Annotated in this window: 24 protein-coding genes; 11 read left to right on the top strand and 13 right to left on the bottom strand. The window is 68.5% G+C overall.

Annotated elements, in window-relative coordinates; all coding sequences use genetic code 11:
* Positions 1-121 precede the first annotated feature (121 nt).
* Positions 122-739, top strand: a complete 618-nt coding sequence (locus AB0I52_RS21035) for a TetR/AcrR family transcriptional regulator (RefSeq protein ID WP_363074684.1) — start codon at positions 122-124, stop codon at positions 737-739.
* A gap of 127 nt (positions 740-866) precedes the next feature.
* On the opposite strand, the gene AB0I52_RS21040 is transcribed toward AB0I52_RS21035, so the two are convergent.
* Both AB0I52_RS21040 and AB0I52_RS21045 read right to left on the bottom strand, forming a co-directional pair.
* A complete protein-coding gene (locus AB0I52_RS21040; RefSeq protein ID WP_363074686.1) occupies positions 867-1,274 on the bottom strand; it encodes a (2Fe-2S) ferredoxin domain-containing protein in 408 nt (135 codons plus the stop codon).
* Positions 1,271-3,262 (bottom strand): heavy metal translocating P-type ATPase, encoded by a 1,992-nt coding sequence (locus AB0I52_RS21045; RefSeq protein ID WP_363074688.1) that lies wholly within the window; start codon positions 3,260-3,262, stop codon positions 1,271-1,273. Before AB0I52_RS21045 ends, AB0I52_RS21040 begins: the two co-directional genes overlap by 4 nt.
* A 94-nt stretch (positions 3,263-3,356) precedes the next feature.
* Here AB0I52_RS21045 and AB0I52_RS21050 point away from each other — a divergent pair, with 94 nt between their 5' ends.
* The 4 genes from AB0I52_RS21050 to AB0I52_RS21065 all read left to right on the top strand — a co-directional run bounded on the left by AB0I52_RS21050 (position 3,357) and on the right by AB0I52_RS21065 (position 5,444).
* Positions 3,357-3,740 carry a metalloregulator ArsR/SmtB family transcription factor gene (locus tag AB0I52_RS21050; protein ID WP_363074690.1) on the top strand — a complete coding sequence of 128 codons (384 nt, stop codon included), beginning with the start codon at positions 3,357-3,359 and terminating at the stop codon, positions 3,738-3,740.
* Positions 3,741-3,915: 175 nt separating this feature from the next.
* Positions 3,916-4,071, top strand: a complete 156-nt coding sequence (locus tag AB0I52_RS21055; protein ID WP_363074692.1) for a hypothetical protein — start codon at positions 3,916-3,918, stop codon at positions 4,069-4,071.
* Entirely contained in the window at positions 4,068-5,189 is a 1,122-nt protein-coding gene (locus AB0I52_RS21060; RefSeq protein ID WP_363074694.1) for an endonuclease/exonuclease/phosphatase family protein, read from the top strand. Before AB0I52_RS21055 ends, AB0I52_RS21060 begins: the two co-directional genes overlap by 4 nt.
* A 111-nt stretch (positions 5,190-5,300) precedes the next feature.
* Positions 5,301-5,444, top strand: a complete 144-nt coding sequence (locus tag AB0I52_RS21065; protein WP_363074696.1) for a hypothetical protein — start codon at positions 5,301-5,303, stop codon at positions 5,442-5,444.
* 72 nt (positions 5,445-5,516) lie between these two features.
* Here the strand turns inward: AB0I52_RS21065 and AB0I52_RS21070 are convergent, their stop codons facing one another.
* The 3 genes from AB0I52_RS21070 to AB0I52_RS21080 all read right to left on the bottom strand — a co-directional run bounded on the left by AB0I52_RS21070 (position 5,517) and on the right by AB0I52_RS21080 (position 10,752).
* A complete protein-coding gene (locus AB0I52_RS21070) occupies positions 5,517-8,117 on the bottom strand; it encodes a hypothetical protein (protein WP_363074698.1) in 2,601 nt (866 codons plus the stop codon).
* 966 nt (positions 8,118-9,083) lie between these two features.
* Positions 9,084-9,626, bottom strand: a complete 543-nt coding sequence (locus AB0I52_RS21075) for an NUDIX domain-containing protein (protein ID WP_363074700.1) — start codon at positions 9,624-9,626, stop codon at positions 9,084-9,086.
* Between the two features lie 4 nt (positions 9,627-9,630).
* Positions 9,631-10,752 (bottom strand): adenosylhomocysteinase, encoded by a 1,122-nt coding sequence (locus AB0I52_RS21080; protein ID WP_363074702.1) that lies wholly within the window; start codon positions 10,750-10,752, stop codon positions 9,631-9,633.
* A gap of 852 nt (positions 10,753-11,604) precedes the next feature.
* Here AB0I52_RS21080 and AB0I52_RS21085 point away from each other — a divergent pair.
* The gene (locus tag AB0I52_RS21085; protein ID WP_363074704.1) at positions 11,605-12,825 is read left to right on the top strand and encodes a helix-turn-helix domain-containing protein; all 1,221 of its coding nucleotides are present in this window, start codon (positions 11,605-11,607) and stop codon (positions 12,823-12,825) included.
* Positions 12,826-13,110: 285 nt separating this feature from the next.
* On the opposite strand, the gene AB0I52_RS21090 is transcribed toward AB0I52_RS21085, so the two are convergent.
* On the bottom strand, positions 13,111-13,290 hold the full coding sequence (locus tag AB0I52_RS21090; protein ID WP_363074706.1) for a hypothetical protein: 180 nt from the start codon (positions 13,288-13,290) through the stop codon (positions 13,111-13,113).
* A 583-nt stretch (positions 13,291-13,873) separates the two neighbouring features.
* Between AB0I52_RS21090 and AB0I52_RS21095 the strand changes: the two genes are divergently transcribed.
* The 3 genes from AB0I52_RS21095 (at position 13,874) to AB0I52_RS21105 (ending at position 16,326) form a co-directional block, all read left to right on the top strand.
* Positions 13,874-14,506, top strand: coding sequence for an RNA polymerase sigma factor (locus AB0I52_RS21095; RefSeq protein WP_363074708.1), 633 nt, complete (start codon positions 13,874-13,876; stop codon positions 14,504-14,506).
* Entirely contained in the window at positions 14,503-15,573 is a 1,071-nt protein-coding gene (locus AB0I52_RS21100; protein WP_363074710.1) for a CU044_5270 family protein, read from the top strand. Before AB0I52_RS21095 ends, AB0I52_RS21100 begins: the two co-directional genes overlap by 4 nt.
* A gap of 459 nt (positions 15,574-16,032) precedes the next feature.
* Positions 16,033-16,326, top strand: coding sequence for a chitin binding peritrophin-A domain-containing protein (locus AB0I52_RS21105; RefSeq protein WP_363074712.1), 294 nt, complete (start codon positions 16,033-16,035; stop codon positions 16,324-16,326).
* 78 nt (positions 16,327-16,404) lie between these two features.
* On the opposite strand, the gene AB0I52_RS21110 is transcribed toward AB0I52_RS21105, so the two are convergent.
* The 3 genes from AB0I52_RS21110 to AB0I52_RS21120 form a co-directional block, all read right to left on the bottom strand.
* Complete coding sequence (locus AB0I52_RS21110; protein ID WP_363074714.1) at positions 16,405-16,668, bottom strand: hypothetical protein; 264 nt, start codon at positions 16,666-16,668, stop codon at positions 16,405-16,407.
* A gap of 383 nt (positions 16,669-17,051) precedes the next feature.
* Complete coding sequence (locus tag AB0I52_RS21115; protein WP_363074716.1) at positions 17,052-17,324, bottom strand: hypothetical protein; 273 nt, start codon at positions 17,322-17,324, stop codon at positions 17,052-17,054.
* Positions 17,325-17,523: 199 nt separating this feature from the next.
* Complete coding sequence (locus AB0I52_RS21120) at positions 17,524-18,564, bottom strand: NAD(P)-dependent alcohol dehydrogenase (protein WP_363074718.1); 1,041 nt, start codon at positions 18,562-18,564, stop codon at positions 17,524-17,526.
* 92 nt (positions 18,565-18,656) lie between these two features.
* Between AB0I52_RS21120 and AB0I52_RS21125 the strand changes: the two genes are divergently transcribed.
* Complete coding sequence (locus tag AB0I52_RS21125) at positions 18,657-19,277, top strand: TetR family transcriptional regulator (protein WP_363074720.1); 621 nt, start codon at positions 18,657-18,659, stop codon at positions 19,275-19,277.
* A gap of 219 nt (positions 19,278-19,496) precedes the next feature.
* On the opposite strand, the gene AB0I52_RS21130 is transcribed toward AB0I52_RS21125, so the two are convergent.
* Positions 19,497-20,486 carry a YafY family protein gene (locus AB0I52_RS21130; RefSeq protein ID WP_363074722.1) on the bottom strand — a complete coding sequence of 330 codons (990 nt, stop codon included), beginning with the start codon at positions 20,484-20,486 and terminating at the stop codon, positions 19,497-19,499.
* Positions 20,487-20,596: 110 nt separating this feature from the next.
* On the opposite strand from AB0I52_RS21130, the gene AB0I52_RS21135 reads away from it, so the two are divergent.
* The gene (locus AB0I52_RS21135) at positions 20,597-20,995 is read left to right on the top strand and encodes a VOC family protein (RefSeq protein WP_363074724.1); all 399 of its coding nucleotides are present in this window, start codon (positions 20,597-20,599) and stop codon (positions 20,993-20,995) included.
* A 15-nt stretch (positions 20,996-21,010) separates the two neighbouring features.
* Here AB0I52_RS21135 and AB0I52_RS21140 read toward each other — a convergent pair whose 3' ends face one another.
* The 3 genes from AB0I52_RS21140 to AB0I52_RS21150 are packed head-to-tail and all read right to left on the bottom strand — an operon-like array spanning position 21,011 to position 22,585.
* A complete protein-coding gene (locus AB0I52_RS21140) occupies positions 21,011-21,628 on the bottom strand; it encodes a hypothetical protein (protein ID WP_363074726.1) in 618 nt (205 codons plus the stop codon).
* Between the two features lie 4 nt (positions 21,629-21,632).
* On the bottom strand, positions 21,633-21,812 hold the full coding sequence (locus tag AB0I52_RS21145; protein ID WP_363074728.1) for a DUF397 domain-containing protein: 180 nt from the start codon (positions 21,810-21,812) through the stop codon (positions 21,633-21,635).
* A complete protein-coding gene (locus AB0I52_RS21150) occupies positions 21,809-22,585 on the bottom strand; it encodes a helix-turn-helix transcriptional regulator (RefSeq protein ID WP_363074801.1) in 777 nt (258 codons plus the stop codon). Before AB0I52_RS21150 ends, AB0I52_RS21145 begins: the two co-directional genes overlap by 4 nt.
* Positions 22,586-22,686: the final 101 nt, after the last annotated feature.

Genomic DNA, 22,686 nt, shown 5'->3' on the forward strand with positions numbered 1-22,686 from the left:
GATGGAGAAGCGGAGGAGCCTCCGCGTAATCGACTGTAGCACTCTTATCGGAGGGTCCTCCGTTTTGAAGTCCGCCGACCCGACATCCCGCGACCCGGCGCCCGACCGGACACTCCCCGACTTGGAGTCCGGTGCGACGTCTCCGGGAGCCGTCCCCGGGAAGAAGCCACGCGCCCCCCGCGTCGACGCGCTGCGCAACCGGGACAAGCTCGTCCAGGTCGCCGGGGCCGCTTTCGCGGCGGCTGACGGCACCGTCTCGCTCGAAGGCATCGCCCGCGAGGCCGGCGTCGGCATCGGCACGCTGTACCGCCACTTCCCGACCCGTGAGGCCCTGGTGGAGGCGGTGTACGCCGCCGAACTCGACGACGTCGCCGCCAGTGCTCCCGCCCTGCTCCAGGTCCTTCCGCCGGATGAGGCGCTCCGGGCCTGGATCGAGCGGTACGCCGGGTTCGTCGCGACGAAGCGCGGTATGGCGGACACGCTCCGTGCGGGCTGGGCCTCGGGGCGCATCGCCACCCCCGCCACCCGGGAACGCATCACCACAGCCATCGCCACGATCCTTGCCGCCGGGGCCGAAGACGGGTCGCTTCGCGCCGACGTCGAGCCGGGGGACATCACCGTGATGCTGCTGGGGATCTTCCTCTCCGGCGGCGCCGCCACCGGCGGCACCACCTCCGAGCAGACCGGACGGCTGATCGATCTCGTCATGGACGCACTGCGGCCGACAACGGCGGGCTGACCCGGCCGGTGCCCGCGCGCGGCGCTGCGCCCCCTTTCGCTCTCCTGGGCCCAGGGTGTCGTCTGCCATGGGAATGTCAGTCGATTTGCCATGGGCGGTGTCAGCGTTGGTCAGCCAGGCAAAATGATCAGTCGTCGAGTTCGTGGCGGACGCGTCGGGACGGGCTGAACGTGTAGAGGTCGAGGACGTCGGGCGCCTCGGCGAGTCCGGGGCCGCCGGCCTTGACCCAGGTGGCGATGTCGGCAGCGGCGTCGGGGTCGTTGACCTGCCCGAGCCAGACCGGGCGTCCGCCGGCCTTGCGGCCTTGGGCGGAGGGCTGGATGACGATGACGTTGGCGCGCTCGCACGCGTCCAGGCAGTCGGTGCGCCGGACCAACGCGACTCCGGCCAGCTGGGTGCGCAGGTCGGCGAGCTGGGCTTCGTGGTGCAGTCGCGGGACCTTGTCCGGGGTGCCGCAGCAGCAGCCGCGGCAGACGGTGACGGTGGGCCGGGCCGCCCCCGAAGCGGGGGCGGCCTTCCTGGTACGGCGACTCACCGCATGTCCTTCGCGGCGCGGGACCAGGCGGCATCGCGCAGCAGACGCAGCCCGTTGAGGCCGACGATGACGGTCGAGCCCTCGTGGCCGAGCACGCCGAGCGGCAGCGGCAGGTGGCCCACCAGGTCCCAGATGACCAGGCCGGCGATGAACACCGCGGCGATGACCAGGTTCTGCACCACCAGGCGCCGGGCCGCCCGGGAGAGGGCGATCACGGTGGGGACGGTGGCGAGTTCGTCGCGGACGATGACGGCGTCGGCGGTCTCCAGGGCGAGGTCGGAGCCGGCGCGGCCCATGGCGATGCCGGTGTGGGCGGCGGCGAGTGCGGGGGCGTCGTTGACGCCGTCTCCGATGGCCAGGACCTTGCGCCCCTGGGCCTCCAGGCGCCGTACGGCTTCGACCTTGTCCTCGGGCAGGAGACCGGCGCGGACCGCGTCGCCGGTGATGCCGACCTCGGCGGCCAGGCGGGTGGCGGCGCGTGAGTTGTCGCCCGTCACCACCATCGGGGTGCTGCCGGTCAGTGTGGTCAGGGCGGCGACGGTCGCGGTGGCGTCGGGACGCAGTCGGTCGGCGATGCCCAGCACCCCGACCGGGACGCTGTCGCGCAGGACCAGGACGGCCGTGCGGCCGCCGTCCTCCAGACCGGCTGCGATCTCGGCGGCGCGGGCAGAGCCGGTGCCGTCGTTTCCGTCGAGGAGGCGGGCAGGTGCGCCGACCGTGACCGTGTGGCCGTCGATGGCGGCGGTGACACCGACGCCGGGCGTGGAGGTGAAGTCCTGCATGTCGGCGCTGGTCAGGCCGCGGGTGCGGGCAGCGTCCACGACAGCACGGGCCAGGGGGTGTTCGCTGGGGTGCTCGGCGGCCGCTGCGAGCGCGAGCAGGGCGTCCTCGTCCAGGCCGGAGCCGTCCAGGGGGCGGATGTCGGTGACGCGGGGGGTGCCTTCGGTGAGGGTGCCGGTCTTGTCGAGTGCGACCGCGTCGACCTGCCCGAGCCGCTCCATGACCACGGCGGACTTCACCAGGACGCCGTGACGTCCGGCGTTGGCGATGGCCGAGAGCAGCGGGGGCATCGTCGCCAGGACCACCGCGCACGGCGAGGCCACGATCATGAAGGTCATCGCCCGCAGCAGCGAGCCGGTCAGGTCTCCGCCGAACGCGAGGGGGACCAGGAAGACCGCGAGGGTCGCGAAGACCATGCCGAGGCTGTAGCGCTGCTCGACCTTCTCGATGAACAACTGGGTGGGCGCCTTGGTCTCGGATGCCTCCTCGACCATGGCCACGATCCGGGCGATCACCGAGTCCGAGGCGTCCCGCTCGACCTTGACCCGCAGCACGCCGGTGCCGTTGAGGGTGCCGGCGAAGACCTCGTCCCCGGTCTCCTTCGCGACCGGCAGCGGTTCGCCGGTAATGGTGGCCTGGTCCACCTCGCTGGCCCCGGTGAGGACGCGGCCGTCCGCGCCGACCCGCTCGCCGGGGCGGACCAGGACGGTGTCCCCGGCCACCAGGTCCTCAGTGGGGACCGTCGACTCGCTCCCGTCGTCGGCCAGCCGGGTGGCCGTGGTGGGTGCGAGGTCGAGCAGACCGCGCACCGCGTCCTGGGTACGGGCGGTCGCCAGGGCCTCCAGGGCGCCGGAGGTGGCAAAGATGACGATCAGCAGCGCGCCGTCCATCACCTGCCCGATCGAGGCCGCGCCGATCGCGGCCACGATCATCAACAGGTCCACATCCAGGGTCTTCTCCCGCAGCGCCGTCAGCCCCGCCCAGGCCGGTTCCCACCCGCCGGTGACGTAGGCGGCGGCATAAAGAGGGCCCCACGACCAGGCGGGTGCGCCGGTCAGCTGGAGCGGGAGCGCGATCAGGAACAGCACTAGCGCCGCGGCGGCCCAACGAGCCTCCGCCAGGGCCAGTACCCGCGTACGCCGCCTCGGCGCCGTACGCGAGGCGGCCGGTGCTGCCCGGTCGGGCCGCTGGAGCAGGTCAGAAGGCATGACAAAACAACCCTTCAGGGCGGAAGCGAGGCGACACATCCACCGTACAGGAACATCTGAACAGGTCTTCATGTGTGACCGGTAGGATGGGGCCATGGGTCACGGAGCCGACGACAAGAACCACGCCACCCCCCGCGAGCGCCTGGACGCGGCGGGCGCCACTGACGTCGCCGCCACCCTCCAGGCCCTGGCCACCCCTTCGCGGCTGTACATCCTGGCCCGCCTCCAGGAAGGCCCCTGCGCGGTCGGCGACCTCGCCGAGGCCGTGGGCATGGAAGCCTCCGCCTGCTCCCACCAGCTCCGCCTGCTGCGCAATCTCGGGCTCGTCACCGGAGAGCGCCGGGGCCGCTCCATCGTCTACGCCCTCTACGACAACCACGTCGCCGAACTCCTGGAACAGGCCCTCTTCCACGTCGAGCACCTGCGGCTCGGCCTGCGCGACGCGTCCACCGGGACGAGCAAGGCCCTGGTCCAGTAGCAGGCCGGTATCACCCGCTGCCCGACGACTACCGCTGACCGCTTTCCAGCTGAGCCGAGTCCCTCGGCCGGGATCTCGACCGCGTCAGCGACGCCATCGAACGCGCCTGCTCGTCGCCCTCCAGCGGATAGGTTTCCCGGAGGACAAAGCGGAGGATGGAGCGGAGGAGGCACGCATGAAGATCTGCAAGAACCCCACCCGCTACTCGGGCTTCTTCGACCGGATCCGCAACACCTCCGGGCTGCGCTGCAGCGCCGCGTGCTCCTCGCTGGCAGCGCAGCGGGATGACCGCAACCGCATGAAGGACGCGTCCTGCGCACAGGCGTCATGACGGAAGAGACGGCAAGGACGACGCAGACGGAACAGGGCGAGCAGACGGAACAGCGCGCGCCGACGGAGCCGACGGAGCCGACCGAACACGGCCGACGGCCGGAACAGCCCAAGAGGGCGGCGCGGGCCGGTTCGCCCTGGACGCGGGGCCGGGTGCTCGCGGCGTCGGCCGCCCTCGTCGCCGTACTCCTGGCGTTCCCCGGAGTGATCCCCAACCGGGCCTTCCACGCGGGGAGTCTGCTGGAGTCCTTCCTCCCCTGGCTGGGCCTGGCGGTCGTCCCGCTGCTCGCTCTCGCCCTGCTGCGCCGCTCGGCCACGGCCCTGTGGGCGCTGCTGCTTCCGGTGGCGGCCTGGACGTACGCCTTCGGCGCCCTGCTCCTGCCCGGTACGGGTCCCGGTGCGCATGACCTGGTCGTGGTGCAGCACAACGTGAGCGACGAGAACACCGACCCGGCGGCCACGGCCCGCACCCTGGCGGACGCCGGACCCGATCTCATCGCCCTGGAGGAACTGCTCCCGGCGGCACGTCCGGTGTACGAGAGGACCCTCGCCCCGGACTACCCGTTCCACGCGGTCCGGGGCACCGTCGCCCTCTGGTCGAAGCACCCGCTCTCGGGAACCCGCCCGGTGGACATCAAGCCTCGTGGGATCACGGAGTCCTGGCAGCGTGGACTGCGGACCGTGGTCCGCACCCCGCACGGCGACGTCGCGGCGTACGTCGCGCACCTTCCCTCGGTACGGATCGGAGCGGGCGGCCTGACATCCGCCCGGCGCGACGAGAGCGCCGAGCTGCTGGGCCGGGCCGTCGCCGCGGAGAAGGCCGGCACGGTGATCCTGCTGGGCGACCTGAACGGCACGGTCGACGACCGTGGGCTGACCCCGCTGACCTCTCAACTGAACGTGTCGGAACGCGGATTCGCCTTCAGCTTCCCGGCGTCCTTCCCGCTGGCCCGGATCGACCAGGTGATGGCCCGGGGTGCGCAAGTCGGCCCCCTGCGCACCCTGCCCGCGACCGGCAGCGACCATGTGCCCGTCGCCGCACGGATCTCGCTCGCCCCGTCCCCTCAGGATCGCGGGCATGGCACTGCGACCGGTTCAGGTGAACATCAAGGCCCTTGACGACTCGGCGGTCGGCCGGTTCTGGGCGGAGGCACTCGGCTGGGGTGTCTCCGCGAGGGCCCCGGAATCGCGTTTCTGCTGCCCTGTGCGACCGGTGCCGGGCCCGACCTCATGCCCTGCGACGACGTCCTGGAGATGCTTCGGGCGCGGCAGCGGGGGCCGGACGAACGCATCGACACGCTGCTGCGCTCGCGCCGGACGCTGCGGGAGTTCATCGAAGCCACGGAGCGGCAGGCGTCGTCGTACGCCCCGTAAATGGCCCACCGGGCCGTGGGAGATCCCACGACCCGGTGGTGAGGTGTAGCCGTTCCCTCGCGGTTGCGGCTGTCAGTCCCGATCTTCCGGCTCCAGGTACCACTCCTCGTTCGCCACGTACTCGCCCCACGAGCCGTCCGGCTGGAGCTTCCAGACGCCCTTGATGTACCCCGAATCGATCCCGCCGGGGAAGGAGATCTCATTCTCGCTTGCCCAACGGCTCTTGTCCCCGAAGGTTTTGTTGACGTCGATGCCACCCGGCGGATCGATGTCGTAGCGGTACTGCGCCGATTCGTAGAGCAGATCCGGTTCGCTGTTCGTCGTTGTCGAGACGAACGCGGATTCCGTGTTGGACATGACGTAGTTGTACAGATTGGTGTTTTTGGGATTTTTCGGCTCGAAGCCTTCGAGGAAGATCTCCTCGGGGGAACGGTCGTCGAAGCGGTACAGGGGCTCGTCCGAGTCGCGCCACACCACTTCGTCCGGGAGGCCCGACGTATCCACCTCGGTGGCCGCCACCTCCGGATGAGGGTTGCGCTTCCCGCGGTTGCATTTGTCCGGCGCTGACCCGGGCTCGGGCTTGCTCTGCGGCTGATGGTTCGGCTCGGTGGTGATCTCGTCCGTCGCGTCATCGAACGCGTCGACACCGGGGATGGTGGATCCGGGCAGCCCCTCCATTATGGCCAGGGGGACGGCGCCGCCGATTGCGAGCGTGGTGCCGCTGTAGGTAACCGGCTTGCCGGCCCCGGCCGAGGCGAGTGTGTAGCGTCCGCTGCCGGTTGCGCCGGGGGTCAGGCTGCCGTAGAAGGCGACGTTGTTGTCCCGGCAGTCGTCCTTGTCCTCGTCGGACTTGTCGTTGTCGTCTTTGTTCTCGTCGGACTTGTCGTTGTCCTCGCCGCTGCTGGAGCCGCCCGAGGTCGAGGGGCAGCCGCTCAGGCCCCATTGAGACCCAGCGCCCGTGGGGTTGCACGGGGGCTTGCCGCCGCTTGAGCTGCCGCCGCTGGAGCTACCGCCGGAGCTGCTGCCGCCGCTGGAGCTGCCGCCGCTGCTGGAGTCGCCTCCGCTTGAGCTGTCGCCGCTGCTGGAGCCGCCGCCGCTGGAGCTGCCGCCGCTGCTGGAGCCGCCTGATGTCGAGGGGCAGCCGCTCAGGCCCCATTGAGACCCGGCGCCCGTGGGGTTGCAGGGGGGCTTGCCGCCGCTTGAGCTGCCGCCGCTGGAGCTGCTGCCGCCGCTTGAGCTGCCGCCTCCGGAGCTGTTACCTCCGCCGGAGCTGCCGCCGCTGCTGGAGCTACCTCCGCTTGAGCCGCCGCCTCCGGAGCTGTTACCTCCGCCGGAGCTGCCGCCGCTGCTGGAACTACCTCCGCTTGAGCCGCCACCGCCGCTGGAGCCGCCTGATGTCGAGGGGCAGCCGCTCAGGCCCCATTGAGACCCGGCGCCCGTGGGGTTGCACGGGGGCTTGCCCCCGCTTGAGCTACCGCCGCTGCTGGAGCTGCCGCCGGAGCTGCTGCCACCGCTGCTTGAGCTGCCACCGCTTGAGCTGCCACCGCCGCTGGAGCCGCCGCCTCCGGAGCTGCTATCTCCGCCGCTGCTGGAGCCGTCTGATGTCGAGGGGCAGCCGCTCAGGCCCCATTGAGACCCGGCGCCCGTGGGGTTGCAGGGGGGCTTGCCGCCGCTGGAGCTGCCGCCGCTGGAACTACCGCCGGAGCTGCTGCCGCCGCTGGAGCTGTTACCACCGCTGGAACTACCGCCGCTTGAGCTACCGCCGCTTGAGCTACCGCCGGAGTCGCTGTCGCCGTTGCTGGAACCGCCCGAGACCCAAGGGCAACCGACGCTCCACCAGACAATCGTGGGGATACACGGGGGATTGTCACCGCTCGACCCACCGCTGGAGCTACCTCCGCTTGAGCTGCTGCCGCCACCGGAGTCACCGCCACCGTCACTGCCTCCGCTTGAGCTGCCGCCGGAGTCACCGCCACCACTGTTCCCGCCACCGGAGTTGCCACCGCCGTTGCTGCCACCGCCGGAGTCACTCCCGCCGGAATTCCCACCACCGCTGTCACCGCCGCCGTTCGAACCGCCGCCGGCGTCCCCACCGTCCGCGACCGTGGTGGATTCGCAGTCGCTGCCCATGATGTTGCAGACCGCCGCCTGAAGTCCGCCCGAGATCTGCGGTCCTACGCCGCTGAACAGCAGCGCGCCGATGATGAGGGCGACCAGGCTGATCAGGCCGACGTACTCGACCGTCGACTGGCCACGGTTACGCCGCCAGGTGATCAGGTGCGGAACGGACGGCGTCCCCTCCCGGCGGAACCGCTCCAGCGTCCAGCGCGGCCTCACGGCCCGCTGCTCCGGGGGCAGTTGGAACCACTTCCGGCTGCCGCCCGCGCTGGTCAGCGCCAACAGGACACCCGGCAGCAGCATTTGGGTGAAGCCGCGCTCCGAGCCCGCGTAGAGGTTGATGACGCCGCCTATCAGCAGCCACGCCTGGAGCCCGATCAGCGCGAGCCGGACGACCCTCCCGCCGGTCCACAGACGCCGCGCCAGGATCGCCGATGCGATCCCCGGCACCATCGCGTACAGCGCCAGCAGACTGATCGTCGGCGTGATGCGGGTACCCAGCTCCAGCAGTGAGTTCAGCACACCGACGCCGCCCAGCAGCGTCAGGCCGAACACCAGATACAGGAGAACCCGTGTCGCGACAAGCGAACGCGGCAACTCCCACCTCTGTGTCGGTACGCCGACCTGGAACGCCAGGTCCTTTGAGTCCAACAACGGAAAACCCTTCTACCAGGCTGCGGTAAAGCCCGGGTCCCCCGATCCGGCTGTGGCGCGTGAAGCCGCCACGCTACGTACACGCAAGGCCCAATTCGAAGGGTCCACGGGCCCACCACCAGGCCCAAGTTGGGCCGGCCGTCGCGTCTCACCTGGTCCTTTCTGTACCAAGCGGGCGTCGGCCGGGACGGGATGGCCGATATCTCTCTGTCCGGAGCTCTCTCCCACGTATGGATTACTTTGGAGTTCCCCGATGAGCTATTAGCCTCGGGCTTTCAGTACGACGTGAACTCGCTTTCATGCAACGGTAGTTGCAGGGGGAAGTGTCAACTGCTCTGGTCCGGCTGACCAGCCGGACCAGTACGGGGTTCCCGTGTTCCACTGCCAACAGTTACGTCCGGACAGGGCGCCCTCTCTAAACCGACTCCCACGGTGACCTACGCTGGAAACCACGGGTTCCCTTGAGCCTCTTTCAATGCAGCTCGCGTCGTGTCGCACTTCTCAATGCAAGGAGTTCCCACCGCCGACCGCTTCGCCATTGACGCGGTGTTCCTCATGTCGGCTCGTAAGGACAAGGATTCGCTTTCGCTCGCCCGCTCGGACTTCCCCTTCGCTTGTGGCGAGATGATGGCCCATCGTGCCCTTGAGCTTGACCACCTCGGCTCAGCACCCCCGCGTCACCGCAGACGCACCCGAGGCTGGGGACCGGCCATCGGTCACAGGCCGGAGTAGTCGACTCCTTTCCCTGCAACTACCACTGCATGACGGCGACTTCACGTCGCACCGAAAGCCCGGGGCTAGACAGCACGCGGCCCCGCCTGTCCGTGACGGGGGAGACAAGGACAGGCGGGGCCGACTGTGGTCTACCTAGCGGAGCGCGGCGGCGACCCGTGAACGCAGAACCTTGTCAGCGATCGTGTCCACGCTGCGCCACGCGTACCCGCTCACCTCCTCCTCTTGAAGCCTCACGGCCTGGTCGCCGCTCGCTCGGAAGAGGTAACGGAAGTCCGCGTGCCAGTGGGCACCCTCGCCCTTGCTCTCGTTGGCGGGGATGGGGTGCACGTCGATGTGCACCGGGGTCGCCTGCATGGGGGAGATGCTGAGCGTGATTCCTGTTTCCTCGATCAGCTCGCGCAACGCCGCGCCCATGAGGTTCACGTCCTCCGGTTCCAGGTGTCCGCCGGGGGTCAGCCACTTGTCGAGCGCCACGTGATGGATGAACAGCGCTTCCCCCTGGTTGTTGACGAGCACTGCCCCGGCAGTCACGTGCCCACGGAGCTCCTTCCGGCTCGTCACGTCGGCGCCATGGTCCAGCAGCTCACCGAGCGGGGCAAGCGCGTGCTTGTCCTCGGGGTGCGCGTCGGCGTACTCGGCGACGGTCGTACGGATGTGGTCTGCCGTGATGGGCATTCGATCACCTGTTGTAGTAGTGGAGCCAGGCAGCCGCGATTGCTTCCCGGCCGGTGGTGGACACCTCATGCATAGCGCTGTCCAGGTCCCCCCGGGCGAGTTTGGCGGCGCCCGCCAAGAGTTCGCCCTGAACGAGCGCGATGAACGGTCCAACGCTCGCGCCGTGGATGAAGTTGACCGCCTCACCCCCGTTCAGCAGATAGAAGTAGTGCCCCCGCGTGCTGTAGCAGGTGACGTGCTCGCCGGCGCTGTCGCGGGCGTAGCCCGAGGGAAGCCCACTCAACTCCAGCTCGTCTTCCGAGCTGGTCACGGTAGCGACGTAGGCGCCGTTCTTTAGCTGCGGGAAGTCCTCGCCACGCAGAGACAGTTGACCCGTCGCGCACAGCACGAGACCCGCCGTCGCTAGGGCCTGGTCGCGGTCTCGGGCCACCTCGAACCCCTGCGACATGGCTTGTGCCCGCCGCACGGGGTTCACGTCGTAGACGATGACGCGAACACCCTTGACGTGCAGCAGGCGGGCAATTGAGCTTCCCAGCTTGCCGAAGCCGATCACCAGCGCGGGACGCCCGTGCAGGATGTCGTTCCGCTGCCGCAGCAGGGCTTCCGTGGAGAACACGACGGACTGTCCGACCAGGAAGTCTTCCGGTTCCTTGAGCGGCGAGCGAGCCACGCTGATCACGGGACATGGCAGCTTGTCCCGTTCGGCGTAGCGGCGGTGGCCGTTCTCGGTGTCTTCGACCACGCCGAGGATCGTTCCCGAAAACCGCTCACAAATCGCGTCCAGCGCGGGGGCGAAGTAGCCGCCCACATCGAGTAGGACGAGCTGTTCACCGGCCGCTCTGTTCTCGAAGTAGCTCACGGCCGTGTCGGGGTCGCCGAACAGTTCTCGGGACAGCTCGTCGCACGGGTGCGCCCTTTCGATCTCGCGGCGGGCGCTCGCGTGGATGGACTTGGGCTTGGGCAGCACCGCGCGGAGCTGCGTCACCTTGCCCACGGCCTCGACGAACGAGGGGCGCTCGGGCAAAAGATGGGTGATCAGCAGCGAGGACGGACGCTCACTCGGGGCGAACGTTGTGGTGATCTTGCCGAAGAACGCGTCAAGTCTCGCTCGCTCAGTGGTTTCCATTGGCGCTCCCTCTTCTGTCTGTAGTAGTTGCGGGCCCCGCCCGCACGGCATCAGCGGCAGTGCCGAAGGGGCGGTGAACCATGTCCGCCCCCCTCGGGGGCCTGCGCAGTCAGCACGGGAGCTGTGCGGGGGCACCGCGTGGGGGACGGGGTTCAGGGGCGGCCGGTAGCTGCCGGCATGGGTGTCGCCGTGGCCGGCGCGGCGACGATGAGAAGGAACACAAACCATCCGAACTGGCGTATGCGCTTCACGAGGTCCCCCGGAGCGGTACGTAGTTGGGACAGTCGCCGTGACGAGCGGTCGTGGGGTGCGTCGGACCCGGAAGGTAGACCACGCCGGTAGCGCTGACCGCCCCGCCGTACTGGTCCCACCAGCCGGCCGGAGATTTCGCATACGGCCCTTGGGGGTCGTCCACGAGGCTGACTAGTTCGGGGGGAGGGAGAGGCCGCGTACGGGGCTCATGCAGGCGTACTGCGGGCCCGGTCACCCGTGAGCGTCCGCGAGGTGACGAGTCATCCTGACGTTGTAGTCGCTCTGCTTGCTCCCGTCGCCGTTCGCCTGCGCCCGGTCGCGCTCCATGGCGACGCTGTCGCAGTGCGCGCACCCGGGTACGGGCTTGGGGTCACCCCCCAACCTCAACGGGAGGTCTACGGGGTTCTCCTGCGTGGTTCGCGTCCTGGTCGCCATGGTCACCATCCCGCTTGTTCCGTCACGTCCGTTGCTGCGTGCTGGTCAAGACAAGCGTGGTGAAGGGCCGCACACCACAGCAGAAAGGCCGCAAGCCTGCCGCACCCTGGCCGCACTGGCTACGCTGACCAGGGAAGACGTGTTCCCGAGAGGAGACCGGCCACGATGACCAGCAGGCGGCGGAGGTTGACGGAGCGCCGGAAAGCATGTGGGTTCAACCAGGAGGAGTTCGCGGAAGCGGTCGGCGCTGATCGCTCAACGGTCCAGCGCTGGGAGAGCGGAAAGAACGACCCCCAACCTTGGCAGCGTCCGAAGATCGCAAAGGCGCTGTCGATCACATCAAGTGAACTTGACGCGCTGCTGATTCCCGACGCTTACGCCCCGCCGCAGTCTCGTACCGGTTGGCTCACTGTCGCACCCCCGGATAGTGACGATGAGTTTGACGCGCTCGAACTGGCCCGGCGGGTGTCAGCCAGCGACGTGGGAAAGGAGACGCTGAATCGTCTCGAAGTCACGTTCGATGAACTGGCTATGAAATACCCCGTGTCTCCCCCGCAAGACTTGCTCGAAAGAGTGCGGAAGCATTCCGCGTATGTAGCTCGCCTCATGGATGCGCGCATGACGCTTGCGGAACAGCGCCGCCTCTATGTCGTTGGAGGTTGGTTCCAACTTTTGGGAGCCACGCTGCATATCGACCTGAACCAAGAGCACGCCGCAACGGCTCGGTTGCAGACGGCGGCCACCCTCGCGCAGCACGCAGAGCACCGCGAAATTGAGGCGTGGTGTTACGAGACCGACGCTTGGCGAGTGCTTACAGATGGCGACTATGCCCGTGCTCTGGAACTCTCGCTGATCGCACAGGAATTGGCGCCAGCCGGAACCTCTGCTGCAATCCAGGCGACAGCGCAAGAGGGGCGGGCGAGAGCGCGGCTCGGAGAGGGGCCAGGAATGTACGCGGCGATAGATCGAGTTCAACGAATGTCATCCGCAATGTCCCCGCGCAAGGGCACTGAACATCACTATCAATACGATCCCGGTAAGGCCCTGGCCTATACGGCAACGACCCTTGCATGGATCGGAGATCCCGCAGCGGAGGACTACGCCCGCCAGGTAATCACCAGACTGGCACCCGCTGGCGACGTGGAGAAATGGCCGCGTCGAGTGGCTTCAGCGAATATTGACTTGGCGCTGGCGTTACTTGGCGGTGACCGACTGGATGAGGCGTGCAATGCGGCACAGCTGGCCATACTTTCCGGCCGTATCGTTCCGTCGAATCACTGGCGCGCGCTTGAAGTCGTCAGGGTCGTAGAGCGGCGACAGCTTCCGGAAGCGTCTGACCTGCGAGAGGCGTACCAGGGATTGAAGGCGCTCCCGAAAGGCGACTGAGCGGCATCTTGCGGATTGCTGCCATGGCGCCGGTAACGCGGTCCTTGATGCTCTGCGACTCGACCTGAGCGGCGAAAGCCAGCCTGAGCATCATGAGTTTGCTCATGGGGTCCATGAGGTTGCGGAAGTCGAACACGAGCCGACCCCGCCGATGCCCTCGGCGAACACCAACATCTTTCGGTGCTGCTTGGCCCACTTCGCAAGCTCGTGCATGTGCGCCATGGACCGGATAGCGCGGTCAAAGCGCCACCACACCAGGGCATCAAAGTCATCGGGGCGCGCGAGTCACCCGCCGAGCCGCGGACGGTGGAACGGGCCGAACGCGGACGCGCTCACGTCAAGGTCTACGGCCTCGCGGAGCTGGTCACCCTCGCCAAAGTCGATGTTGAGTGCGGCGGCTGTGTCGTCGGCCTCGCGCTGCTGCTCGGGGCTGGTGGTCTCGTTGGTGAGCACGGAGACGGACACATCGCACACCCCGAAGGGTCTCGGTGTAGACCGTGCCCGCGAGGGGGTTCCGGGGTGTGCTGGTCATGCCCCCCGTAGGGGGACCGAGAGGGTTGCAGCCTCGCTGTCCAGCCTGGCCAGGGTCGATGCCACCGTGTCCGCACTCCATAACTCTTGGTTCTGAGTGTCGGGAGACCTGGAGGGCCACGAGTTCTGCGTCCTCGGCCGGGTCTGAGGCGGAGTCCTGACGACACCCGGTACCCCGGCACGGCGCGCTGTCGGACCGCTGTTCAGTGCGCCGTGCCGGGGCTCAGTGGTCGCGCAGTTCCAGGCGCGAGGGGTGTCACGGGCGCCGGGACACCGGCCCCCGCCCCGTCACACGCGGCCCGTACGCTCTTCCGGGCGGACGGCACCGTCAGCCCCCGCCGCCTGGGACCGCTGCTGCAAGAAGTTGTGGCGCGAGTCACAGGAACGGGCGCGAGGCCGCGGAGAGATACCGGGTGTGAGGGAACCACCAGAATCAAAGGCCCCGGAGAATCCCCGGGGCACCGAAGGCGCTGAAGGCACCACAGACACTGAGGCCCCGGAGGCCGCGGAGAACGAGATGCGCCGGCGCCTGCACGCAGGGGACCGCGAGGCCTTCGCCGAGTTGTACGAGAGCTGCGCCCGGGCCGTCTACCGTCACGCGCTGCGGCTGACAGGTGACTGGTCGACCGCCGAGGACGTCATGGCGGACACCTTCCTGGCCGCCTGGCAGGGCAGAGAGCGGCTGGAGGAGGGCCGGGGCTCCGCGCTGCCCTGGCTCCTCGGCATCGCCACACACAAGTGCGAGAACACCCGGCGGGGGCTGCGCCGGCGGCTGGCCTTCCTGGCCCGTCAGCCACCGCCCGCCAACGTCGCGGACTTCTCGGCGGAGGCGGCGTCCCGACTGGACGACCGGAGCCGTCTGCGCGCCGTCCCGGCGGCCCTCGGTCAACTGCGGCGCCAGGAAAAGGAAGTGCTCTCCCTGTGCGTGTGGTCCGGACTGGACTACGAGCAGACCGCCGAGGCACTCGGCATCCCGGTGGGCACGGTGCGCTCCCGCCTCTCCCGCGCCCGCAAGAGACTCGCGCGGATCGCGGAACAGACGGAACGCGCGGAACGCCCGCGCAAGAACCTGGAACCCGCGAGAGTCCGCGGAGAGGTAAGGAATACAGCCGCAATCACGGCCCAGCCCGTGCGGGAGGAAACCCCATGAACCGCGAAGACGCCGCCTCTCCTGAGAACAGGAACGACGACGAAGCCCGGCACCTGGCCCGGCTGCTTCCTCCTCCGGTGACCGAGGACCTGTCGCCCGAGCGATTCCGTCACCAGAAGGAACTCCTGATGAACCACATCGACGCCGACTCCCGTCGTGACAGTCCGGCTCAGCCCACCACCCGCCCCACCAGCCGGCTCCTGCGCCCCGCCCTTCTCGTCCCCGTGTCGGCGATGGCCCTGGCCGGAATCCTCGCGGGCGGTCTCGCCCTCGGTACGGACAACGAGGACCGGACGACAACGGCGATGGCCACCCAGGGCACGGACAGCCTTCTCCACCGCCTCTCGACCGTCGCCCTCACGAGTGAGGCGCCCGTCGTGCGGGACGACCAGTTCCTCTACACCCGCTCCAAGGTCCGGGAGACCGATATCAGCAGCGGCAAGGCCGTACTGAGCCCGCTGACCGAGACGGAGGGCTGGGCGCCGCAGGACCCGCGGCCCCTCAAAAAGATCGGACTGACCCGGGTCAATGGCGAGGATTCGGTCGGTAACGCCGAGCTCGGGGACGACAACGGCACCCCCGCCGGACTGTCCCGCCCCACCTACCACTGGCTCGCCTCGCTGCCCACCGACCCGGACGAACTCCTGGCCTACCTCCGTACTCACGTCCGGAAGGATGCCGAGCTGGAGACCGACCAGACCGTCTTCGAGCAGATCGGCGTCCTGCTCGGCGGGGTGTTGCCGCCGAAGACGGCCGCGACCCTCTACCGTGCGGCGGCGAACATCCCGGGCGTCAAGGAGGCACCGGACACCAAGGACGCCATAGGCCGCACGGGCCTCGGCATCACCCGCGAGGACACCAAGCACGGCGACCGCACCGAATGGGTTTTCGACAAGGACGACTACTCCTTCCTCGGCTCCCGCCAATACCAGACGAAGGACGTCCCGTACGCGAAGGCCGGGACCCTCCTCTACAGCACCGCCGAGATCGAGCACGCCATCGTCGACAAGGCCGGACAGGTCCCGGGCGAGGCCCCCGGGTCCACCGGGAAGCAGCAGGCCAGCTGATCACTACGCGCGTCTCGGGAGATGCGTGGGGGGAGGGGCCGGCGGCGGAGGTGGCCAGGCAAGAGCGCCGGCTCACCCACGACGAACTGGACGTCCAGCGTGCCCATGTCTGCAAGCTGGTCAATCACGTTCAACCGGTCCTGCACAGTCATGGTTCCGTGTGTGGCCCGTGGGCCCGCTGTCTGCGTAGCAGTGATCACAGAACTCATTGCGTAGCCCCGTGACTTCCAGCCGTGCGATAAGCGAACTGGCTTCGCATTCGCTGTCTCCCAACCGCCAGGTTGGCGCTTCGCTGGGGGCTCACCTCCCGAGGGATGGGGATGCTTCTTATGCGACCGTGCGCCCCCATGCCCCTTTGCCGGGGTCAGGTCACGCTCATCTTTCGGTGGCTGGGGTCACATTGAGACGAGATTGCGGGCCTCGGTCCGCCCCACTCATCCGGGGCGTAACCACATCGCCGTGAAGATCGTTTTGCAGGGCATGAATCGAATGCATCGCACCGCAGCCGCAGTGCTGCTCGCTCTTGCCGGCTTCGCGTATTCGGCCCCGGCGCAGGCGGCTGCCGAAGTTCCCGCTTGCACTCGGGAAGGTTTCTTTCCCAATCCGGACGATCAGTCCAAGTTCTACCGATGCGTGGACTTCGGAGGTAAAGGCACGGAATTTACGCGCTTCGATTTCGAGTGCGGGCCCGGAACGCTCTATCACCCCGATCTTGTGACGTGCGTCCACCCGTGGCAGATGCCCCCGCAGTAGTCCGCGCCTGGTGCCCGCCCCCGGACTCGAACCGGGGATCTCTGCGGATTCCTTCCGGGTCTCCCCGAGGGGCGCGCGTCACTGGCCGCGGGACGAGGGGACGACTCCATCGGGGGTCATGCAGGGCGGTCGCCGGACCACCACGGGGCCAGGAGCTCGTCGGCGGTGCCGAGGGTCCCTCTGGGCCGCACGCTCGTCGCCGACGGCCGCGTGCACCCGGCCGGTCTGCGAGGAGACCAGCGCCCTTGCAGCGAACACCCAGATCTTCAGCTTCGGTGGGACGCCGTCCTGGATACGGCGGGTGACCTCGGCGCGCTGGGCGACGATCGGCGGAGCCCGCACGGCACTTGGCCGCGCGGGGCGTCTTGCTGTCTGTGGGTTCACATGCCCCGCAGCGATTCGCGCCACTCCACTGGACCCATTCGTGGTCGCAGTTGCCCAGAATCCAGGGCTGCTGGTGGGCTTACATGACGCTTCAAATGGCAGAGCCGGAAGCGGACTTGTTGGCCATGCTGCTGGCCATGTTGCTCGGCCAGGACGTTTTCGACCGACTCCTCCCTCTTCACAGCCACCCTTGCCGTGGCCGCAGTGCTCGCCGCCGCCGTTGGTGCGCGCGTCCGGTCGCGGGTACGGGCGACGGCAGCGGGCTACGGGTCAGCGGCCCCTCCGTCCGTTTTGCCTAGTTCTCGTATAGCTGCCGCCAAGTGGCGAGTAACGCTGATTGACTACACGGGGCCGCGGTCGCGCTGCTGGAGGGCTGCGAAGTCGGCGTGTGCCGCTTCGACGGCCTCGGGGTACGCCTGGGTCTTCTCGTGCTCGGCCAGCGCCCGGTTCTCGGAGAAGATCTTGTCGCGCGGGATGCCGTGTCCGGCGAGTGCGTCGAGCTGTGACTGGAGTTCCTGGGCGAGGCTGGAGCACCTCGCGTACCCGATGCGGATGTCCGCGCTCGGGGCGACGGGGGCGGGCGCCGGGGTGCCGCGGTCGGCGGGTGTCGGCACGCGCAGGAGCCTCCCGAGCCGGGGCACCTTGGTGAAGCGGCCGGTGTGATAGGTCCCGGCGACCGCGCCGGAGTGTGAGCGGCAGGGTGAGCCTGGCGCTGCGTGACAGCGTGGGCAGGGGTGGTGCTCGACGTCGGTGGGCCGGCCCATGCGCGCACTGTTGTCCAGCCCGCACGCCACGGCCCGGCCCACCGTCTCTTCAGTCCAGGTCGGACATGTCGAGCACGAAGCGGTAGCGGACGTCGTTTCGCCGGAGGCGGTCGAGTGCCGTGTCCACCTGTGACGACGGGAGTACTTCGATGTCGGCGGCGATGCTGTTGTCGGCACAAAATTGGAGCATCTCGGCTGTCGCCAGGCGGCCTCCGCTGCCCGCGGAACTGAGCTTCTTGCGGCCGATGAGCAGGTCCATGGCCTCGACGGTGACGGGGCCCAGGTGCCCGAGGAGGCTGAGGGTGCCGTCCATCGCCACCAGCTTCAGATACGGGGCGAGGTCGTGAGGGGCGGAGATGGTGTCGATGACGACGTCGAAGCTGTCGCGTGCCGTGGTCATCTGCTGGTTGTCGGTGGAGTCGATGAGGTCGTGAGCGCCGAGCTTGCGGGCGTCGTCGCGCTTGTCCTGGGTGCGGCTGATGACGGTCGTGGTGGCGCCGAGTGCCACGGCCATCTTGACCGCGAGGTGGCCCAGACCGCCGAGCCCGGCCACGGCGACGCGACTGCCGGGGCGCACACCGAGGGAGCGCAGGGGTTCCCAGACGGTGACGCCGGCGCACATCAGTGGGGCGGCTGCGGCTGGGTCGAGGCCGGAGGGAAGCGGGTAGGCGAAGGTGTCGCGCACGACGTACTCGCGGGAGTAGCCGCCCAGGGTGGTCGACCCGTCCTGCCGGTCGGTGCCGCCGTAGGTCAGAGTCGGGAAGGAGTGGCAGAAGTTCTCCTGCCCGGCTTCGCACATGGCGCACATGCCGCAGGAGTCGACGATGTTGCCCACCGCGACGTGGTCGCCGACCGAGAAGGTGGTTACCTCCCGTCCGATGCCGGCCACCACGCCGGTGAATTCGTGACCGGGCACCAGGGGCGCTTTCGTGTGCTGGTCGTAGGCGTGCAGGGCGTGCAGGTCGGTGTGGCACACGCCGCAGTAGTCGACCTGTACCGCGATGTCATCCGGGCGCAGGTCACGGCGCTCCAGTGACGTGCGCCGCAGCGCCGTCGGGCCGGCCGCCTGCCATCCGGTGGTCGTTCGCATACTTACTCCTAAACAGACTGTTCGGTCTGTCGTAGCTTAGGTGCGACCGCACCCCAAGGCAAACCTACTGTTCTGTTTGGTAGGCTGCGGGCATGCCGGAACAGCCCCAGACCTCGCGAGGCGCCGCGACCTACCAGCGCATCCTGGACGCCGCCACCGAAGAGTTCGCCCAGCACGGCATCGCCGGGGCGCGCATCGAACGCATCGTGACGGCAGCGCGCACCAACAAGGCACAGCTCTACGCCTACTTCGGCGACAAGGAACGACTCTTCGACGCGATCTTCCTCAGCTCGCTGGAGCGCATCACCAACGTCGTGCCCATCGACGCCGACGATCTCGCGGAGTGGGCCGTTCGTCTCTACGACGAATACCTGCGCCGCCCCGACCTCATCCGGCTCGCGACCTGGACACGACTGGAGCGCCGGCCTGCCGGGCACCTCGTCGAGACCCACCAGCACTACGACGACCGCAAGCTCACGGCCATCGCCGAGGCCCAGGCCGCCGGGCGGGTCCGCGCAGGCGACCCGTTCGACATCATGGCCATGGTCATCGCCATGTCCATGGCCTGGTCACCGGTCAGCAACGTATATGCGGCCAGCAGCCAAGAACCCGATGGCGTACATGACCAGCGCCGCGCCCTGCTCCGCGACTGCGTCCAAAGCGCCACCGCGGCCGGCAGAGGCGACGCATCCCCCTCATGGCTACGTAAGTGACGGTTGGGTTCTCGTTCTGGCACAGATCTTTCGGAGCCGGCAGTGGTGATCCCGGTGTGCGGGAACGCGAGGATCTCTGGCCACCATGTCTCGACGGTTGTGGCCAGGCGCCGCAGTTCGGGAAGGCGGGCGTCGGCGCATCGGCGGTAGAACCGGTACAGCAGATCGCGGAGCCCCGAGCCGGCCCCGGCACAGCGAAAGCCCCGCCCCCGGCCCCTGTCAGGTCTGCCGGGCGCAGGACGTCAGGCGGCCCGCGAGCGCGATGACGAGGTCGCGCAGTTCGTCGGGGCGCTCGATGACGAACGGCCGGTCGAGCGACGCGAGTACCGGCGGGAGCCAGTCGAGCTCCTCCACGCGCAGCTCGACACGCATCCAGGGCCCGGTCGCCGGACCCACGCCCGCCACGGGGGCGACCTCTTCCAGGGTCGCCACGCTCGCCGGGAGCCGGGCGCGGATCTGCTCGGCCGTTCCCTGGATCCGCAAGGTCACCTCGTACCGGTACTCGGCCGTGGCGAACCCCGACAGCACGCGCTGTGCGGGATCGAGTCCGGCGGGCACCTCGAACGAACCGGGCAGGGTCCTCGCGCCCGCGATGCGGTCGAGCCGGAAGGTCCGGTCCTCACCGATCGCGGGGTCCGCGCCCGTGACGTACCACCGACCCGCATGGGCGACGATCCCGTAGGCGTGCAGCGGGCGTTCGCTGTGCCGGCCCTCGCGGTCGGTGTATCTGATCGAGAGCGGCCGGCAGTGACGTACCGCGTCCGCGACCGTGAGCAGCACCTCGGCATCCGGATGGGCGAACTCGCCGGGCGGAGACGTGAACGCCAGGGATTCCAGGACGGTGTCGAGCCTGCGGGCCACCCGCTCGGGCAGCACCCTGCGGATCTTGGCCGCCGCCGTCTCGCTCGCCGTGTCCGCCGTCGTCATCAGCCCCGTCCGGCGGCCCGCGACCAGGCCGAGCAGCGCGGCCAGCGCCTCGTCGTCGCTGAGCATCAGCGGAGGCAATCGGTATCCGGGGGCGAGCCGGTACCCGCCGTAGCGGCCCCGTACCGCTTCCACCGGCACGTCGAGGTCGATCAGCTGGTCCACGTACCGCCGCACGGTCCGCCCGTCGACGCCGAGACGGTCGGCGAGTTCGGCCACCGTCCGGATACCGCCCGACTGAAGCAGCTCCAGGAGGGTCAGCACGCGCACGGTAGGTCGGGACATGTTCAGAGCTTAAGGCGAATAGCGGGCAGATTCTGTCCCCTATTCGTCCTAGCCTGTGGAGTGCAAGGGCTTCACCGACCCCGACCGACCTTTTGACCTGGGAGAACACCATGGAGTTCGTCTCGATCCGCATCATCACCGGCGACGTCGTGCGCCTCGTCGAGTTCTACGAGAAGGCCACCGGGGTGCCCGCGACCTGGTCCACCGAGGACTTCGCCGAGATCGGTACCCCCGGCGCCACGCTCGCGATCGGCAGCACCCGCACCGTCCCGATGTTCGCTCCGGGCTCCGCCCGCCCGGCGGACAACCACAGCGTGATCCTTGAGTTCCTCGTCGACGACGTGGACCGGGTGTACGAGAACCTGACCGGCTTCGTCACCGAATTCGTCAACGAGCCCACGACGATGCCCTGGGGAAACCGGGCGCTGCTCTTCCGCGACCCCGACGGCAACCTCGTCAACTTCTTCACCCCGGTCACCCCGGCCGCCGTCGAGAAGTTCGCCCGTTGACACCGTGCACAGTCACTACTTGCGGGCGGGGAAGGCCTCGTCGAGTGTGGGTAGCGAGAGGTGGTCGGTCGTCATCGCGTCCAGGACGTCGTCGATGCGCAGGTAGCGGCCTTGATGGACCGCCGGTGTGACCTTGCCGATCGTGCCGGCTTCCTTGAGGCGGAAGACGGTCCACGGCCGGGGGAAGGGGCTGCCGTCCAGGGCCTCGCCGTCGCGCGTGATCCGGCGCGTCTGCGCGGACGCGGTCCGCGTGCCGTCGATCTCCTGGTTGACGGTCTCCACCGAGTCGACACCGAAGACCAGACCCGTACCGCCGGGCCGGTACATCACGAGCATCTTGGGGCGGGCCAGCCCGACGTGCTTGCTGTCCATCGGGCATACGTACGCGCTGTGTGCGGCGAGATCGTCCATGGCCTGCTTGCTCGCGGGCACGATCACCGCGTGCTCCTGGAGGGAACGGAACCAGCCGAGTGCGGCCTCCTCCTCCCAGACGAACTTGTTGCGGTTGCGGGCCACCGGGTCAGCGGCCAGCCCTCTGGACGCCATGAGTTCGATATTGCGCGGCGGCCGTGACACCAGTTGCCCGAAGTCGGCTCGGGTGATGACCTCGGGCAGTTCGTCGAACCAGGACATTGAGCTAAACCTCCGTGTACTTGAGGAAGGCCGACCAGGCGGCGGGGGAGATGTGGAGGGAGGGGATGGTCGGATCCTTGGAGTCCCGGACGTGGACTGCGTGGGGGCCGGTGGCCACCTCTATGCAGTTGCCGCTCTCCGAGCCGCTGTAGCTGCTCCGAAACCAGTTGAGTTTGCTGTTCATAGATCCTTTGCTACCTGTTCGATCAACTGCTGGGACTCTTCGGTATTGAGGGCCTGTGTCCGCAGAATGCCATATCGACCAAACAGCGTCCCGAGCTGCGGATCTTCGCGAACCAGGTAGTTGGTGCCCTGGATTTCCAGGTAGGCCAGCCGGCGTCGGTCGCCGGTCTCCAGCAGGACGTAGGAACCACTCAGACCGGCATGGGATTCTCGCTGAGGTGACATCACTTGCAGGTGCACGTGCCGCAGTCGGCTGACATCGAGAATGTGCTGAATCTGCTCCCGGTGTACCTTCCGCCCACCAATGGGGCGCGTGAGCACGCTGAGTTCCAGGATGAAGCTGATGTCGGGAGGCGGGACGCGGGTCAGGAGTTGCTGCCGTGCCATACGGGCAGCGACCCGGCCTTCGATCTCTTGGTCGTCGAGGGGTGGGCAGCCACCGTTGAACACGGCGCGGGCGTAGGCCTCCGTTTGCAGCATGCCAGGCACGACATGGGTCTCGTACTCGTACCGTGTTCTGGCCTTGCGTTCTTCCTCGGCGAACGGCTCGAACCAGGAAGCCAGGTGGCTGAACGTGAGCTTCACGGCTGCGGCTGTCAGGGCGCCGTCCGCGCCGAGCGCGGCGTCAGCGCGTGAGGTGAAGTCCCCCTTCGGTGGCCGTTGGCCCCGCTCCACCATCGCAACCTGCGACTTCGAGAAGCCGATCTTCAAACCCAGCGACTCCTGTGACAGGCCCGCCCGTTCGCGGTAGAACCGTAGCAACGCGCCGAACATTTCAGCGTTACTGCCGCCTGACTCACCGGAGTACACAGCCCTTCCCCCTTCGTGCACAGCTATGCACAGACACCTTGTATCCCTGGTCACGGTACGTGCAG

It is taken from the genome of Streptomyces sp. NPDC050423 (assembly GCF_040655445.1).
Taxonomy (GTDB): Bacteria; Actinomycetota; Actinomycetes; order Streptomycetales; family Streptomycetaceae; genus Streptomyces.